We start from the raw sequence: 16,502 nt of genomic DNA, 5'->3' as shown, positions 1-16,502 counted from the left end.
GAAAGCCGCGGGCCGGTCGACCGCGCCGCTGCACTAGAACGCCGGTGATTCACCACGGCCGTGGGACGTCCGGTGTACGAGGCCCACGGCTGCAGCTGTCGTTAGGTGTGTCTCGGCCTCGGCGCGACTGCTGTCGCCTATGGGCACCTATCCGCCGCCGCCTGACTTCGGGGCAGCCCGCAGAAACGGGTTCCCGGTCCTGCCAGTACGTCGGGCCAGGAACCAGATGTCAACAACGGCGACGACCATGATGGCCGTCACCACAGCCGCTAGGACTGGCGAGGCGAACGCCCACACTGCACCCACCACGATGGCAGCGGCGATCGTGTTGCAAATGGCAAGCCGACGCCACTTCGCGACGCGTTCGTCAAGGCTCATGGCTTTCCACTGAGCCGCACGCTGATGCCTCCGCTCGTTCATGCGCCCAGTCTCCCAGTGGGGCAGTCAGTTCGACGGCTAACGGCACATCCATTCGGACATCCGCGTACCCTCCGCGCATGCCGACGATCGGCGACGACGAGCGCCAGTACTGGAACCCCATGGGGTTGTTCGTCGATCGACTCGTCAACTTCCGCCGCCGGCCGGGTCGGTCGCCGTTGTTGGCCGGGGCTCTTGTGGCCCTGCTGGGGCTCCTTGTTCTGATCGCGGTGGTTGTCGTTATCGCCGTCCTGCGCTGAACGGCACCTACCTGTCGTCTCGTGCCCGCGCTCGCTGGAGTTGCTGCCGCGCCTCAGACTCGTCGGCGTGGAGTGCCTTCGCTGCTGCGTCGAGTCGCTGCTGGGGTTCCTGGTAGTGGTCGACCAGTGACCACAGGTAGGTGAACACGTCATCGAACGTCCATCCTGGCCAGGGGGGCCTGACCGCCCACAGACGGCCCTGCAACGCCTCATCCTCCAAAGCCCATGCCCGAACTTCAGGAATGGATCGCCGATGCGCCTCAGGCCAGACGACGGCTAGTTCGTGGGCGCCGGTCAAGTTCTCGATAGGCGTGAATCCCTCACGCACAAGATCGTCAACTCCAGGGACGATGGCCTCGGCTCGTGGAATCGCGGGCTCAGACTGTCGGGCACGCACCACGCGCACCCACTGGACTGCCTCGGACTCGTCGGCCTCGGGTTCCGGCTGGTTGAGGTGGGCGCGAACTAGCGAGGCGTCGTCACCGCCCTCGTAGTAGTCGTGACAGGCATCGCACATGAAGACGTGCCAGCCGAACGTCCAGCCCAACTGCTTGATCCAGTCGGGTTCGTTCCCGAGCAGATAGACCCACGTCCAGTCCCTCGACCCGCAGAACAGGCAATGGTTGCCCGTGCTGACCGGAAGCAGGTCTTCGCGGGCGGGGGCTGGCGACATCGGTCAATCGTGCCGCAGGGTCTCCGAAACCACGGCGGCGCGCCCCAATCTCGGATGGCGAATAGCGCCGGATGCAGTCGCTCAGGCCGTGGATTGCCGCCGACTGTAAGCGTGCTTACGGGTCGTCGGGCTCGCCACGGTCTTGGGTGTCACTGCCCCGTCTTCGGTCGACGCTGTAACGCCCGTCGGCTAGCCGGACGATGGCAAGGTTCTGGTGGTGGATGCGGTCGTGGTGCCGGCCGCAGACGAGCACGCCGTTGTCGATGCTGGTGCGGCCGCCGAGGGCCCAGTGCTGGATGTGGTGGGCGTCGCACCAGCCGGGCGGGGCGTCGCAGCCCGGCCAGATGCACTGCCGGTCGCGGGCGACGATCGCTCGGCGCATCGCCGCAGGGAAGCCGCGGATGGCCCGACCGGCGTCGAGCACCTCTGACCGCGGGCCGAGCACGATCCGGCTGATCGCCGCGTCGCAGGCGATCCGGCGGGCGCCGGAACCAGACAACGGCTCCCCGAAGGCGAGCGCGGCGGCGTCGCTGCCCGGCTGGCCGTCCAAGGTGTTGACCGCCACCAGCACGCTGACGTGCGGCTTCACCCCACCGGTGTCCGGCAGCCTGCCGCTGCGCAGAGCGAGCTCGCAGACCGTGAGCAGCCCGTCGAACCGGCGTTGCGACGCAGTGCGGTCATCACCGCTGACCGGTGGGCAGGCGGCATGGATCGCGGTCGCGATCAGCTCCTGACTGGCCGCATCGGCGGACCAGTGCCCGGTGGCCAACCCGTCCAGGGTGCTGGACATGGTCAGCCGCCGCTCGGCCCACAGATCCGCCTCGTCCTGAGCAAGCCGGTTCGGGGCGTACTGGTGGCGGATGTGCGCCAGCGCCCGGCGCAGCTGTGCCGGGTCCAGTGATCGGGCCAGCTCCACGATGTGCGGCTCGGCGGCGGCCATCGGCTCGGCCGGCACGTCGCGCCGCAGCGCCGCGATCACCTGCGCATGCACCGCGCTGATGGCACCATCGGCCAGCGCCGCCGCCGTCGCCGGCAGCCTGTCGGCCAGGTCGCGGGCCAGGTGCACCTCCCGGCCCGCCACCAACGGTGACAACCGGCCGGCCGCCCGGTGCCAGGCCGCGGTCGACCCGAACTCGGCGGCCGTCGTCCCGCGCCGATCCAGCCGCTCCAACCGCCCCAGCTTCACTGCGGTCAACCGGTTGATCTGGCGGTCGATCTCCACGATGTCCTCGGCCAGCGCGGCATCCGACAGCCCGGCGGCATCCACCGCCGCCAGCTCGTCGACCGCACTCGCCAGGTTCCCCATGAACCGACACTACGCGCCGCCACCGACAATTCCGGCCAGCCGGAAACGCCTGTGAACAAAGAAGAATTACCGTCGAGGACGCTGCTTGACTACGACGCAGAGCAGAGCGCCCTCAGCCGGACGCCTTCGGCTCGACACGCCTCAACCGCGTTCGGTCGGGAGGCCGGCGGCTTCCCACGCGTCCATGCCGCCGGCGACGTTGACCGCGTCATAACCGGCGCGGACCAGGGCCTCCGCGACCACCGCCGAGCGACCCCCGACGTGGCAGATGCACGCGATCAGCCCGCTCGGCGGGAGCCGGTCCGCCGAGCTCGGCAGCTGCCCCATCGGGATGTGCAGCGCCCCGGGCGCGCGCACGGCGCGCCACTCGTCAGGTTCGCGCACGTCGAGCAGCACCGCGCCGTCGCCGGCCGTCAGGCGTACCGCCTCGAGCACGGAGATGTCCTTGTACACCGGTCCATCTCCACTTGTCCGGCCGTCGAGGGGTCCAGCGGCCCCTCCGGATCCCCTCACGGGCGGACAAGTGGAAAGCGGACAGATCGTGAGCGGGCAATCGGCAAGGGACAGGCCACCCCAGGTCTCACGACGTGCCGGCGAGGCTGCGCAGGAAGAACGCGACGTTGGCCGGACGCTCGGCGAGGCGGCGCATCAGGTAGGGGTACCACTCGCCGCCGTAGGGCACGTAGACCCGCACCGTCTCGCCGCGGCCGGACAGCTTGCGCTGCTCGTCCGGGCGTACGCCGTACAGCATCTGGTACTCGTAGCTGCCGCGCTCGCGTCCGATGCGCCGCACCAGCGCATCGGCGACCCGCAACAACGCCGGGTCGTGGGTGGCGACCATCGGGTAGCCGTGACCCTCCAGCAGCACCCGCAGGCAGCGAACGTAGGAACGGTCGACGTCACGTCGCTGAAGGAAGCCCTCGTCGCCCGGAGCCCGGTAGGCGCCCTTGCACAACCGCACCCGGCTCCCCGCGGTGGCCAGCTCCCGGCAGTCGGCCTCGGAGCGGCGCAGCTGCGCCTGGACGACCGCACCTACCCACGGCCACTCGCGGCGCAGCTCGGCCACCGCGGCCAGCGTGCCGTCGGTCGTCGTGTGGTCCTCCATGTCGACGGTGACCGTGGTGCCGGCGGCAGCCGCCGCGGCGCAGACCCGGCCGGCCTGCTCCAGCGCAAGCGCCGGGTCGAGCGCCTGGCCGAGCGAGGACAGCTTGACCGACACCTCGGCCCGCCCGGTCAGGCCCGCAGCGGCCAGCCGCTCGACCAACATGACGCAGGCGTCGGCGGCGGCACGTGCCTGGGCGGGGTCGTGCACGTCCTCGCCCAGGTGGTCGAGCGAGGTGCTGAGGCCGTCGGCGGCCAGCAGCCGGGCGACCCGGACCGCGTCGTCGACGGTCTGCCCCGCGACGAACCGGTCGACGATCCCGCGGGTGGCCCGCGAGCCTGCGACGGTGCGGGCCACGGCGGGCGATCGCGACGCCGCCAGGATCAGCTGCCGCAGCACGTCACGCCCGTCGGTGCCGCAGCCAGGCCGACGTGTCGGTGTCGTGGGGGGCGGCCAGGTGCAGCCGGGTGAAGGCGAGTGCCTCGGCGAGATCCGCCTCCCGCTCGGCCCGGCCCTCGGCCCGGCGCGTGTTGACCTCGACCACGACCGTGCCCTCGAACCCGCCGAGCGCCAGCCGCCCGAGCAGGTCGGCGCAGGGCTGCGTGCCACGCCCGGGGACGAGGTGGTCGTCGCGCGGGCCGCCGGTGCCGTCGGCGATGTGCACGTGGGCCAGCCGCGAGCCCATGACGCCGGCCATCTCCAGCGCATCGGATCCCGAGACCGCCGTGTGCGACAGGTCGATCGTGAAGTACGGCACGTCCTCGGCGGTGGGGTCCCAGTCGGGGGCGTAGGGCGTGACCGACCGGCCGCGGGCACGCAGCGGGAACATGTTCTCGACGGCGAACCGGACGTGGGTCTCCTCGGCCATGTGCCCGACACCGGCCACGAACTCGCGGGCGTAGTCGCGCTGCCAACGGAAGGGCGGGTGCACCACGACCGTGTCGGCGCCGAGCGTCTCCGCCGCCCGCCGGGCGCGGACCAGCTTCGCCCACGGGTCGGGGCCCCAGACCCGCTGGGTGATGATCAGGCAGGGCGCGTGCACCGCGAGGATCGGGATCGCGTGGTAGTCGGCGAGCCGGGCGAGCGCGTCGACGTCCTGGCTCACCGGATCGGTCCAGACCATGACCTCGACGCCGTCGTAGCCCAGCCGCGCCGCGATCTCGAAGGCGCTCGCCGTCGACTCCGGGTAGACCGACGCGGTCGACAGCGCGACCTTCGCCGCCGGCACCCGGACGCTGCTCACGACGGCAGGGTATCGGCGCGCCGGCGCCACTCCTTACGCTGAAAGCCATGCTGGAGGTCCCGCTCGACTTCCCGCGGGAGTGGTTCGAGTTCGCCGATCCGGCCGACCCGGACAACGTCTTCCGCTGCGATGTCACCTGGCTGTTGTCCCGGTGGACGTGCGTGTTCGGCGCGGGCTGCCACGGCATCGTGGCGGGCCGCGCCCACGACGGCTGCTGCTCGCACGGCGCGTTCTACAGCGACCGGGCCGACGAGCAACGGGTGCGGGCCGCCGCCGCCGAGCTGACCGGCGAGGAGTGGCAGCACCGGGCCGCGGGGCGACGCGGCATCACGACCGTCGACGACGGGAAGCGGCGCACGCGCACGGTCGACGGCGCCTGCATCTTCCTCAACCGGCCGGGCTTCGCCGCCGGCGCCGGCTGCGCACTGCACGCGATGGCGCTGCGCACGGGTCGCCACCCGCTGCAGACGAAGCCCGACGTCTGCTGGCAGCTGCCGATCCGCCGCCAGTTCGACTGGGTCGAGCGTCCCGACGACACCAAGGTGCTGGTGGCGACGATCGGCGAGTACGACCGCCGCGCGTGGGGCCCCGGCGGCCACGACCTGACCTGGTGGTGCACCTCCTCGACGGAGGCGCACCGCGCGGGCGCGCCGCTGTTCCGGACCTATGCGGCCGAGCTGACCGAGATGATGGGCGCTGCGGCGTACGCCGTGCTGGCCGGGCACTGCGACGAGGTGCTGGCCGCCGGCGGCCCGGCCGCCGCGCACCCGGCCTCCACAGGCTGAGTGTCGCGACCGCCGACTGTCGGTGCCGGCCCGTAGCGTCCGGCGGTATGGCGAAGAGCAACGTGCGCGAGCGGCCGGCCTACCGCTGCGAGGAGTGCGGCTACGAGGTGGCCAAGTGGGTGGGCCGCTGCCCGGAGTGCCAGGCCTGGGGGTCGGTCGCCGAGCGCGGGGTGCGCCAGCTGCGCAGCGTCGTGCCGGTGCAGTCCGCCAGCCCGGCAGTGCCGATCGCGCAGGTCGACGGCCAGGCGGCGCAGGCCCGCCCGACCGGCGTCGGGGAGCTCGACCGCACGCTGGGCGGCGGCCTGGTGCCCGGCGCGGTGGTGCTGCTCGCCGGTGAGCCGGGCGTGGGCAAGTCGACCTTGCTGCTGGCGGCCGCAACCCGGTGCGGGCAACGGGTGCTCTACGTCACGGGCGAGGAGAGCGCCGCCCAGGTGCGGCTACGGGCCGGGCGCATCGGTGCGCTCTCGCCCGACCTCTACCTGGCGGCGGAGACCGACCTGGCGACCGTCCTCGGCCACATCGAGGCCGTGTCGCCGGCCGTGCTGATCGTCGACTCGGTGCAGACGATCGGCTCGGCCGGGGTCGACGGCAGCCCGGGTGGCGTCACCCAGGTGCGCGAGACCGCGACGGCGCTGACCCGGATCGCCAAGGAGCGCGGCATCGCGACGGTGCTCGTCGGGCACGTGACCAAGGACGGCTCGGTCGCCGGGCCGCGGTTGCTCGAGCACATGGTCGACGTCGTGCTGCACTTCGAGGGCGACCGGCACTCACGGCTCCGGCTGGTCCGCACGGTCAAGAACCGCTTCGGCCCGGCCGACGAGGTCGGCTGCTTCGACCTCACCGACGACGGCGTCGAGGAGCTGCCCGACCCGAGCGGGTTGTTCCTGTCACGGCACGCAGAGCCGGTCCCCGGGACCTGCGTGACCGTCGCCGTCGAGGGGCGCCGCGCCCTGGTCACCGAGGTGCAGGCGCTCGTCGGTGGCAACGACATCGCGTCACCGCGGCGCACCACCAGCGGGCTCGACGGTGCACGGCTGGCGATGGTCCTCGCCGTGCTCGACCGGCGTGCGGGCCTGCCGCTGTCCGGCCGCGACGTCTATGCCGCAACCGTCGGCGGGGTCCGGCTCGCGGAGCCGGCCGCCGACCTGGCGGTGACCCTCGCCGTGGCCAGTTCGATCCGCGACCGATCGTTGCCGGCCGGCCTCGTCGCCGCCGGGGAGGTGGGGCTGGCAGGGGAGGTGCGGCCGGTCACGGGGCTGGGCCGGCGACTCGCAGAGGCGGCACGGCTCGGCTTCACCCACGCCCTGGTTCCCGGCGATCCCGGCCACGTGCCGGCGGGCCTGCGCGTCGTCGAGGTCGCCGACGTCGCCGCCGCGCTCACTCGCCTCGGGCTTGCGCGCGGCTCGCGCCCCTAGACTTGCCCCGTGGCGCCGATCGACCGGGCCGAAGGCCAGGACCAGCTGCGCACGGTGCTCGCCGCGGTCGCGCCCGGCACCGCCCTGCGCGACGGCCTGGAGCGGATCCTGCGCGGCAACACGGGCGGCCTGATCGTGCTCGGCTACGACCGCGCGGTCGAGGCGCTGTGCACCGGCGGGTTCCCGCTCGACGTGGAGTTCTCGGCGACCCGCTTGCGCGAGCTGGCCAAGATGGACGGCGCGATCGTGGTCGACGACGACCTCGAGCGCATCGTCCGCGCTGCCGTCCACCTGGTGCCCGACCCGACGATCCCGACAGAGGAGTCCGGCACCCGTCACCGCACCGCCGAGCGGGTCGCCCGGCAGACCGGCCACCCGGTCATCTCGGTCAGCCAGTCGATGCGCATCATCGCGCTCTACGTCGACGGCCGGCGCTACGTGCTCGACAACTCGGCAGCGATCCTGTCCCGAGCCAACCAGGCGCTGGCCACGCTCGAGCGCTACAAACTGCGGCTCGACGAGGTCAGCGGCACGCTGTCCGCCTTGGAGATCGAGGACCTGGTCACGGTCCGCGACGCGATGGCGGTCAGCCAGCGGCTGGAGATGGTGCGGCGCATCGCCGGCGAGATCGAGGGCTACGTCGTCGAGCTCGGCACCGATGGCCGGCTGCTCTCCCTGCAGCTCGAAGAGCTGATGGCGGGGGTCGAGCAGGAGCGCGAGCTGGTCGTGCGCGACTACCTGCCGCCGGCGACGGGGCGCAAAGCGCGCACCGTCGACGACGTCCTCACCGACCTCGACGCTCTGTCCGCCACCGACCTGCTGGAGCTGTCCGCGATCGCCCGCACCGTCGGCCTGGCCGGGGGCGCCGAGGGCCTCGACGCGGCGGTGAGCCCGCGCGGCTACCGGCTGCTCGCCCGGGTGCCGCGCCTGCCCCGCGCGGTGGTCGACCGCATCGTCGAGCACTTCGGCGGCCTGCAGAAGCTGCTGGCCGCGACGGTCGACGACTTGCAGGCCGTGGAAGGCGTCGGCGAAGCCCGGGCCCGCGGCGTACGCGAAGGGTTGTCGCGGCTCGCCGAGTCGTCGATCCTCGAGCGCTACGTCTGAACCGGGAGGCCGAGCCCGCGGGCACCCGGTCCCGGAACGGCGCGCACGTCGCGGGCCATCATCCGCTCGCCGCAGTGCGAGCAGACCATCACCGCCTCGCTGACGTGGTTGCAGCGGCCGTGGACCACCTGCACGGGCGGTCCGGCCGGCGCCGCGTGGGCATCCCCCCACTGGCGCATGGCTGTCAGCACCGGCCACAGATCGCGGCCCTTGTCGGTCAACCGGTAGTCGTAGCGCGGCGGGCGCTGGCTGTAGGCGACCTTGGTGAGGATGCCGCTGTCGACGAGCTTCGTCAGCCGTTGGTTGAGCACGTTGCGCGAGATCCCCAGCCGTTGCTGGAAGTCGTCGAAGCGCGTCACGCCCAGGAACGCATCGCGGACGATGAGCATCGACCACCACTCGCCGACGACCTCGAGGCACTGGGCGACCGAGCACGCCATCCCGGCGAAGCTCTTGCGCTCCATGCCTACAGACTAGTGGGTTGCGTCATAGAACTCCATAGCCTACGGTGCGTCTCGTGACAGAACTGACTGCGCGGGCGTCGAGGGCCGCCGTTCCCGACCTGGCCGCGGACGTGACGACCCGGCAGCGCAACCTCGTCTTCGCCGTCACCGCGCTGGGCGCGTTCATGGCGTCGCTGGACCTGTCGATCGTGAACGTCGCGTTCCCGTCCCTGCTGCGGTCGTTCCCCGCCGACTCGACCGCGGCGCTCGCCTGGGTGATCACTGCCTACGCGATCGTCTACGCCGCACTGCTCGTCACGGCGGGACGTACGGCGGACCGCCTGGGCCGCCGGCGGGTGTTCTTCGTCGGGCTGGCCGTCTTCACCGCGGCGTCGGCACTGTGCGGCGTCGCGCCGAGCGTGCCCCTGCTCGTCGCGGGCCGCGTCGTGCAGGCCACCGGAGCCGCACTGCTGCTGCCGGCGTCGCTCGGGCTGCTGCTGACCGTCTTCCCGGCGAGCGCGCGGTCGCAGGCGGTGGCCATGTGGGGCGGGATCGGCGCCCTCGCGGTCGCCACCGGACCCTCACTCGGCGCGGCCGTCATCAATGCGGGCGGGTGGCGCTGGGCTTTCTACATGAACGTGCCGATCGGACTCGCCACCTGGCTGACCGGGCGGACGGCGCTGCCCGACGACCGCCGGGTCGCGACGCCTGCCGCCCCGGACTATCCGGGAGTCGTGCTGCTGACGCTGAGCCTGTCGAGCCTCGTGCTGGCGATCTCGGAGGGGCCGACGTGGGGCTGGGCCGACCCGCGGGTTGCAGGCGGGCTCGCCGCCTGTGCCGTGCTGGGCGCGGTGTTCGTCCGGCGCTGCGCCCGCGAGCCGGAGCCGGTGCTGGACCTGACGCTGTTCGCGCACCGGTCCTTCGCGGTCGCCAACGCCGCCACGCTGGTCTACGCAATGGGCTTCTTTGCGCTGCTCCTCGGCAACATCCTCTTCCTCACCGGTGTCTGGCACTACTCGATCCTGCGGGCGGGCCTGGCGGTGACCCCCGGGCCGCTCGTCGTCGCTGCCGTCTCGCGCAGCGCCGGCCGGCTGGCCGCGCGGCACGGCTTCGACCGGGTGCTGGTGATCGGATTCGCGGTGTTCGCCGCCGGCCTGATCTGGTACGCCACCCGGATCGGCCTGCAGCCGCACTACCTGCGCGAGTGGCTGCCGGCGACGATCATCACCGGCCTCGGCATCGGCCTGACCTTCCCGGTGCTGTCGGCCGCAGCGGTGTCGAGCCTGCAACCGGCACGGTTCGCGGTGGGAAGCGCAGTCAACCAGACCGCCCGCCAGGTCGGTGGCGCCATCGGCATCGCCGTGCTCGTCGCGATCCTCGGGACGTCGACCGGTCCGGGCGCGGCGCTGGAGCACTTCCGGCACCTGTGGCTCTATGCCGCGGGAGCCGCGTTGTGCGCCGGCCTGCTCAGCCTCATGTTGCGGAGCGCGCGCTCGGTGACTCAGCCCGGCGCCGGCGCGCCGGCCGACCTGTTAGGCGGACTCCGCGCGAGCAGCGAGCCGCAGGCTTAGGTCGGCCAGCTCGGCGGGCTCGCGACCGCCGAGCTCGTCGGCCCACTCGATGGGCCGGCGGGCTGCCAGCGCCCGGGCGGCGGTCCGGTAGGACAGCGCCGCCGCGGCCCCGTGACCGAGCCGCTCCAGGGCGCCGCCCAGCACGAAGTGCGCCAACCCGTGACCCGGGTCGAGGTAGGCGGCCTTGCGCAGGCTGACGACCGCCTCCTCGTCGTCCCCGGCGGTGGCCAGCGCCAGACCGCGCAGGTAGTGCGCCGCCGGCTCGAGGGGATGGGCGGTCGCGACCTCGAGGGCGAGGTCGGCGGCGTGAGCGTAGCTGCCCTCGGCGACGGCGGCACGCGCCGCGTCGAGCCGGTCCTGCGGTCCAGGTGCGCGGCGAGCCCGGCGCACCCGGCGCTCGGGGTACGGCCACGGCTCCTGCGCCGTACGCCGGTCCGCGATCACCTGGCGACGCTCGGGCGCGGGCGCGTCGATGCGCCGGTAGACGAACGCGTCACCGAGCGGCACCAGGGCGAAGTCGTCGCTGACCTGCCACAGGGTTTCCGCGTGGCCGAGGAAGAGGTAGCCGCCGTCGCGCAGGCACCCGTGCAGCCGCTGGACGAGCGCCCTCGTCGCCTCGCGGGTCAGGTAGATGGTCACGTTGCGGCAGAGCACCAGGTCGAGCTCACCCGGGTCGCACGGGGGCGCGTCGGTGACGACGTTGTGGTGGCGTACGTCGACCAGCTCGCGCACCTCGTCACGGACGGCGTAAGCGGGCGTCGCGCCGGGCGCCGGAATCATCCACCGGTCCCGGTCGACGTCGTCGGTGAGCCGCAGCGACCGCGCGCCATAGACGGCCCGGCGGGCTGCCTCGACCGCCCGCGAGGAGATGTCGGTGGCCAGCACGGTGATGTCCCAGCCCGGCGAGCCCGGCGGAACCAGCTCGCGCAGCAGCATGGCGACCGTGTAGGGCTCCTCGCCGGTCGAGCAGCCCGCGCTCCAGACCCGGATGCGACGGGAGCCGTCGGCGGTGGCGCGGCGCACGACCTCCGGCAGCACGTGCCGCCGCAGCGCCCGAATCTGCGGCGGGTTGCGGAAGAACTGCGTCTCCTGGACGGTCACTTCATCGAGCAGGGCCTGCAGCTCGGCCGGGTCGTCGCCGACGAGCCGCAGGTAGCGGTCGATCGACGGGCAGTCGACGGCTGAGAGCCGCGCGCGCACGCCGTGGGCGAGCGCCTCGCGCCGCTGGCCGTAGAACGACAGCCCCGCGGCCTCGGTCAGCAGCGCGGCCAGCCGGCCGTGCTCGGCGTCGGTGAGCACCGTCATGACGCTCCCCGTGACAGCCGAAGGACCTCCGGCCCGATCTCGCTCAACGGCAGCTGGTTCTCCGCCGCGCCGACCTCGACCGCGGCGGCCGGCATGCCGTAGACGGTCGAGGTCTGCTCGTCCTGCACGAGGGTGGACCCACCCGCGGCCCGCATCGTGGCGAGACCGAGCGCGCCGTCCCGGCCCATGCCGGTGAGCAGCACCCCCAGGGAGCGAGAGCCGTACTGCGCGGCCACCGACTCGAACGTCACGTCGATGCCGGGCACGTGGTGCTGCGTCACGGGCGGGTCCTCCAGCGACAGCCGCAGGCCCGGGCGGACGACGAGGTTCTGCCCGCTCGGCGCCAGCAGCACGGCGCCCGGCTGCAGCCGCTCGCCGTGCTTCGCGATGCGCACGGGCAGGGCACACCGGCCGCTCAGCCAGCCGGCGAGCCCGGCGACGAAGCCTTCCGCGATGTGCTGTACGACGAGCACCGGGGCGCCGAAGTCGGGCGGGAGCACACCGAGCACCTCGGCCAGCGCCTGCGGGCCGCCGGTCGAGGCGCCGATGACGACGATGTCGACCGCCGGCGCGGGTCGAGTGGGCGGCTCGAGCCGGCGGCGTGGGTGGGTGATGACCCGCACCCGGGCGGCCGTGCGGACCCGGGCGACGAGGTCGGCACCGAGGTCGGCGACGTTCGACGGGTCGACCGCGCCCGGCTTCGCCGTGACGTCGACCGCTCCGGCGGACAGGGCGGCGGCGGTCTGCGCCTCGTCGAGGTAGGCCGAGTGCACGACGATCGGGGTCGGGCTGGCCGCCATGATCGTCTCGATCGCCGCGAGGCCGTCCATCTGCGGCATCTCCAGGTCCATGACGACGACGTCCGGTCCGAGCCGGCGAACGAGGTCGACGGCCTCCTGCCCGCTGCGCGCCTCACCGACGACGGCGAGGTCCGGGCACCGGTCGAGCAGCAGCCGCAGGAACCGGCGCTGCACCGCGGAGTCGTCGACCACCAGGACCCGCAGGGCATCGCGCAACGGCGCGCCGGCAGGGCGCGCGGCAGCGGCGTACGACATCACCACGGCGCCCTCCTGCCACGGCCCGACATGGGTCCTCGTGGAGGTGTCGTCGCGTTGCCCCTCGCCCTTGAGGCGACGATCTTGAGCGAAGCCGACGGCAGGTGAGTGGGGCTCCGGCTCAGGTGAGGTGGAAGACGGCCGGTGCGCTGAGCCGGTTGCCGAGGCGGGCGTAGAGCCGGTAGGTGCCGGGGTCCGCCTTGGGCTCACCGGAGGGGCACGTGGGTGCCGACCGGGTCCGCGACCAGGTCAGGCTGGCCGCCCACGGTTGCCCGGGCTGGAGCACGCTCGGCTCGGCGGCGCCGTCGGGCGCGCAGTCGTCGCTCGACCAGACCCGGTCGGTGCCGGAGAGCACCCGCAGCTCGAGCTGCGAGCTGCCCAGATCGGTGCGGCACGGCGCGGGACCCGGATTCGTGACGACGAGCGTCAGCTTGGGCTCGACGCCTGCGGGATAGGTTTCCTGGTCGGTCTTCGCCTGCAGCTGCAGCGCATCGACGGAGCACGCGGCCGGGGTGGCGCCCGCCGCGGACGTGGTCGGCGCCGGGGTCCCGGTCGTGACGTGCGCGGGGCCGGCGGATGCCGACGGCGACGGGCCGGAGGTCGGCGGGTGGCTGGACGGCGGAGGTTGCTGGGCAACCGTTGCCGTGTCACCGCCCCCTCCCGACGTCGCCGCGACGATGGCGATGATCACCACCACCACGACGAGGAGAAGGATCAGCCGGCGGCGCCAGTAGACCCCGGGATCGTGCGGCCCGACAGGATGCAGCAGCGGGCCAAGGTCCACCCGTGCATGCTACGGGGGTGGACGGGCTCGTCACCGCGACCATCGAGTGGTACGACAAGGCCGCCCGAGACCTGCCCTGGCGGCGGCCCGACGCCGGCCCGTGGGCGGTGCTGGTCAGCGAGTTCATGCTCCAGCAGACGCCGGTCGCCCGCGTGCTTCCGGCCTACACCGCCTGGCTCGACCGCTGGCCGACACCCGCCTCGCTGGCCGCCGAGCCGTCGGGCGAGGCGGTGCGGCTGTGGGGCCGGCTGGGTTACCCGCGCCGGGCCCTGCGGCTGCACGCCGCGGCGCAGGAGATCGTCGCGCGGCACGGGGGCGAGGTGCCCTCGGGCTACGACGACCTGCGCGCGCTGCCCGGGGTCGGTGGCTACACCGCGGCGGCCGTCGCGTCGTTCGGGTTCGGCCGGCGCCACGTCGTGCTCGACACCAACGTCCGCCGGGTGCTGGCCCGCGCCGTCGGCGGCGAACCCGACGCCGCTGCCACCCTCACGGCCGCCGAGACCCGACGCGCGGAGCGGCTGCTGCCGGCAGAGCCCATCGTCGCCGCCCGGTGGGCCGCCGCGTCGATGGAACTGGGCGCGCTGGTGTGCACGGCCCGCTCCCCCCGCTGCGCCGAGTGTCCGCTGCTCGACCGCTGCGCCTGGCGCACGGCCGGCGGGAAGCTGCCGGCCGGACCGAGCCGCCGACCGCAGACCTACGCCGGCACCGACCGGCAGGTGCGCGGGCGGCTGCTCGCGGTGCTGCGCGCGGCCGACGCACCCGTCCCGGCGTCTGTACTCGCCGCGGAGTGGCACGACCCGGCGCAACGGCAGCGCGCCCTGGCGGGGTTGCTCGCCGATGGTCTCGCGGTCGCGCGGCCGGACGGCTACGCGCTGCCCGGCTGAACGCGCGCGAGAGGGGCGGCTCCCCCGTGGGATGCCGCCCCTCTCGTCTGCTGGCGTTGCTCCGGGAGCGCCTACTCCGGGCGGTCGCCGCCGCCCGATGCGGCTTCGACCGGCGGCGCGTCGGGCGCCACGGGCTTGGCCTCACCGCGGAACGTGAAGCGCTCCTCGTCGTCGACCTGCTCGACGTCGACGACGACGATCTGGCCGGCGGTCAGCTCCCCGAACAGGATCTTCTCGGACAGGATGTCCTCGATCTCCCGCTGGATCGTGCGCCGCAACGGCCGGGCGCCGAGCACCGGGTCGTAGCCGCGCCTAGCGAGCAGCGCCTTGGCGGCCGCCGTGAGCTCGAGGCCCATGTCGCGGTTCTTCAGCGCACCGTCGACCCGGGTCAGCATCAGGTCGACGATCTCGACGATCTCTTCCTCGGTGAGCTGGTGGAAGACGATGATGTCGTCGATGCGGTTCAGGAACTCCGGACGGAAATGCGTCTTGAGCTCGTCTTGGACCTTCGCCTTCATCCGCTCGTAGTCGGTGTTGTACGAGTCACCGGACGAGAAACCGATCGACATGCCCTTGGCGATGTCCTTGGTGCCGAGGTTCGTCGTCATGATGATCACGGTGTTCTTGAAGTCGACCGTGCGGCCCTGCGAGTCGGTGAGCCGGCCGTCCTCGAGCACCTGGAGCAGCGTGTTGAAGACGTCGGGGTGGGCCTTCTCGACCTCGTCGAAGAGCACGACCGAGAACGGCTTGCGGCGCACCCGCTCGGTGAGCTGCCCGCCCTCCTCGTAGCCGACGTAGCCGGGCGGGGACCCGACCAGCCGCGAGACCGTGTGCTTCTCCATGAACTCGCTCATGTCGAGCTGGATCAGCGCATCCTCGTCGCCGAACAGGAACTCCGCGAGCGTCTTCGACAGCTCGGTCTTCCCGACGCCCGACGGGCCGGCGAAGATGAACGAACCGGACGGCCGCTTCGGGTCCTTGAGCCCGGCGCGGGTACGCCGGATCGCCTGGGAGACCGCCTTGATGGCGTCGTTCTGCCCGATGACCCGCTTGTGCAGCTCCTCCTCCATGCGGAGCAGGCGTGAGGTCTCCTCCTCGGTGAGCTTGAACACCGGGATGCCGGTCCAGGTGGCGAGGACCTCGGCGATCTCCTCGTCGGTGACCTCGGCCACGACGTCCATGTCGCCGGCCTTCCACTCCTTCTCCCGCTGGGCCTTCTCGCCGAGCAGCGTCTTCTCCTTGTCGCGCAGCGACGCGGCCTTCTCGAAGTCCTGCGCGTCGATCGCGCTCTCCTTCTCGCGGCGTACGGCGGCGATCTTCTCGTCGTACTCCCGCAGGTCCGGCGGCGCGGTCATCCGGCGGATGCGCATGCGCGAGCCGGCCTCGTCGATAAGGTCGATCGCCTTGTCGGGCAGGAAGCGGTCGCTGATGTAGCGGTCGGCCAGCGTGGCGGCGGCGACCAGGGCCGCGTCGGTGATCGAGACACGGTGGTGGGCCTCGTAGCGGTCGCGCAGGCCCTTGAGGATCTCGATCGTGTGGGGCAGCGACGGCTCGCCGACCTGGATCGGCTGGAAGCGGCGCTCGAGCGCGGCGTCCTTCTCCAGGTGCTTGCGGTACTCGTCGAGGGTCGTGGCTCCGATGGTCTGGAGCTCGCCGCGGGCCAGCATCGGCTTGAGGATGCTGGCGGCGTCGATCGCGCCCTCGGCCGCACCCGCCCCGACGAGGGTGTGGATCTCGTCGATGAACAGGATGATGTCGCCGCGGGTGCGGATCTCCTTGAGGACCTTCTTCAGCCGCTCCTCGAAGTCGCCGCGGTAGCGGCTGCCCGCCACCAGGGCACCGAGGTCGAGCGTGTAGAGCTGCTTCTCCTTGAGGTTCTCCGGCACCTCGCCCTTGACGATCGCCTGGGCCAGGCCCTCGACGACGGCGGTCTTGCCGACGCCGGGCTCGCCGATGAGCACCGGGTTGTTCTTGGTGCGGCGGGACAGCACCTGCATGACCCGCTCGATCTCCTTCTCGCGCCCGATGACCGGGTCGAGCTTCTTCTCGCGCGCGAGCTGCGTGAGGTTGCGACCGAACTGGTCGAGCACGAGCGAGCCCGACGGGCCGCCGCTCTCACCGGCCGCCGCGCCGGCACCGGCGGGCGCGCCCTCCT

Annotated in this window: 16 protein-coding genes; 6 read left to right on the top strand and 10 right to left on the bottom strand. The window is 72.7% G+C overall.

All coding sequences use genetic code 11. The features are described from left to right. Positions 1-497 precede the first annotated feature (497 nt). On the top strand, positions 498-677 hold the full coding sequence (locus VFJ21_02915) for a hypothetical protein (protein HET7406072.1): 180 nt from the start codon (positions 498-500) through the stop codon (positions 675-677). Positions 678-684: 7 nt separating this feature from the next. Here VFJ21_02915 and VFJ21_02910 read toward each other — a convergent pair whose 3' ends face one another. From VFJ21_02910 to VFJ21_02890, 5 genes are all read right to left on the bottom strand, one after another. Then, positions 685-1,350 carry a hypothetical protein gene (locus VFJ21_02910; GenBank protein HET7406071.1) on the bottom strand — a complete coding sequence of 222 codons (666 nt, stop codon included), beginning with the start codon at positions 1,348-1,350 and terminating at the stop codon, positions 685-687. 115 nt (positions 1,351-1,465) lie between these two features. Next, entirely contained in the window at positions 1,466-2,656 is a 1,191-nt protein-coding gene (locus VFJ21_02905) for a DUF222 domain-containing protein (protein HET7406070.1), read from the bottom strand. A gap of 141 nt (positions 2,657-2,797) precedes the next feature. Next, positions 2,798-3,109 carry a rhodanese-like domain-containing protein gene (locus VFJ21_02900; GenBank protein ID HET7406069.1) on the bottom strand — a complete coding sequence of 104 codons (312 nt, stop codon included), beginning with the start codon at positions 3,107-3,109 and terminating at the stop codon, positions 2,798-2,800. Positions 3,110-3,236: 127 nt separating this feature from the next. Next, a complete protein-coding gene (locus VFJ21_02895) occupies positions 3,237-4,157 on the bottom strand; it encodes a proline dehydrogenase family protein (GenBank protein HET7406068.1) in 921 nt (306 codons plus the stop codon). A 1-nt stretch (position 4,158) separates the two neighbouring features. After that, positions 4,159-5,001, bottom strand: a complete 843-nt coding sequence (locus VFJ21_02890) for a sugar phosphate isomerase/epimerase (GenBank protein HET7406067.1) — start codon at positions 4,999-5,001, stop codon at positions 4,159-4,161. A 47-nt stretch (positions 5,002-5,048) separates the two neighbouring features. Between VFJ21_02890 and VFJ21_02885 the strand changes: the two genes are divergently transcribed. The 3 genes from VFJ21_02885 to disA are packed head-to-tail and all read left to right on the top strand — an operon-like array spanning position 5,049 to position 8,305. Continuing rightward, positions 5,049-5,786, top strand: coding sequence for a hypothetical protein (locus VFJ21_02885; protein ID HET7406066.1), 738 nt, complete (start codon positions 5,049-5,051; stop codon positions 5,784-5,786). A 47-nt stretch (positions 5,787-5,833) separates the two neighbouring features. Further along, positions 5,834-7,201, top strand: a complete 1,368-nt coding sequence (gene radA / locus VFJ21_02880) for a DNA repair protein RadA (GenBank protein ID HET7406065.1) — start codon at positions 5,834-5,836, stop codon at positions 7,199-7,201. An 18-nt stretch (positions 7,202-7,219) separates the two neighbouring features. Continuing rightward, complete coding sequence (disA, locus tag VFJ21_02875) at positions 7,220-8,305, top strand: DNA integrity scanning diadenylate cyclase DisA (GenBank protein ID HET7406064.1); 1,086 nt, start codon at positions 7,220-7,222, stop codon at positions 8,303-8,305. Here the strand turns inward: disA and VFJ21_02870 are convergent. Beyond that, positions 8,296-8,769, bottom strand: a complete 474-nt coding sequence (locus VFJ21_02870; protein ID HET7406063.1) for a helix-turn-helix domain-containing protein — start codon at positions 8,767-8,769, stop codon at positions 8,296-8,298. The two genes, disA and VFJ21_02870, sit on opposite strands and share 10 nt — an antisense overlap. A gap of 53 nt (positions 8,770-8,822) precedes the next feature. Here VFJ21_02870 and VFJ21_02865 point away from each other — a divergent pair, with 53 nt between their 5' ends. Continuing rightward, entirely contained in the window at positions 8,823-10,319 is a 1,497-nt protein-coding gene (locus VFJ21_02865; GenBank protein HET7406062.1) for a DHA2 family efflux MFS transporter permease subunit, read from the top strand. Here VFJ21_02865 and VFJ21_02860 read toward each other — a convergent pair. From VFJ21_02860 to VFJ21_02850, 3 genes are all read right to left on the bottom strand, one after another. Further along, positions 10,281-11,624 (bottom strand): CheR family methyltransferase, encoded by a 1,344-nt coding sequence (locus tag VFJ21_02860; GenBank protein HET7406061.1) that lies wholly within the window; start codon positions 11,622-11,624, stop codon positions 10,281-10,283. The two genes, VFJ21_02865 and VFJ21_02860, sit on opposite strands and share 39 nt — an antisense overlap. Beyond that, positions 11,621-12,679: a chemotaxis-specific protein-glutamate methyltransferase CheB gene (gene cheB, locus VFJ21_02855; protein HET7406060.1), complete on the bottom strand. Its 1,059-nt coding sequence runs from the start codon at positions 12,677-12,679 to the stop codon at positions 11,621-11,623. The genes VFJ21_02860 and cheB overlap by 4 nt, the downstream gene beginning before the upstream one ends. Positions 12,680-12,800: 121 nt before the next feature. Then, positions 12,801-13,463, bottom strand: coding sequence for a hypothetical protein (locus VFJ21_02850; GenBank protein HET7406059.1), 663 nt, complete (start codon positions 13,461-13,463; stop codon positions 12,801-12,803). A gap of 17 nt (positions 13,464-13,480) precedes the next feature. On the opposite strand from VFJ21_02850, the gene VFJ21_02845 reads away from it, so the two are divergent. Then, positions 13,481-14,347 carry an A/G-specific adenine glycosylase gene (locus VFJ21_02845; GenBank protein ID HET7406058.1) on the top strand — a complete coding sequence of 289 codons (867 nt, stop codon included), beginning with the start codon at positions 13,481-13,483 and terminating at the stop codon, positions 14,345-14,347. A 71-nt stretch (positions 14,348-14,418) separates the two neighbouring features. Here the strand turns inward: VFJ21_02845 and VFJ21_02840 are convergent. Continuing rightward, a partial coding sequence (locus VFJ21_02840; protein HET7406057.1) for an ATP-dependent Clp protease ATP-binding subunit occupies positions 14,419-16,502 on the bottom strand: 2,084 nt, incomplete at its 5' end.

The organism is Mycobacteriales bacterium (genome assembly GCA_035690485.1).
GTDB lineage: Bacteria > Actinomycetota > Actinomycetes > JAFAQI01 > DASSKL01 > DASSKL01.
Note: the sequence above shows the minus strand (reverse complement) of the source record. Positions and strands in the feature narration are given on the sequence as shown.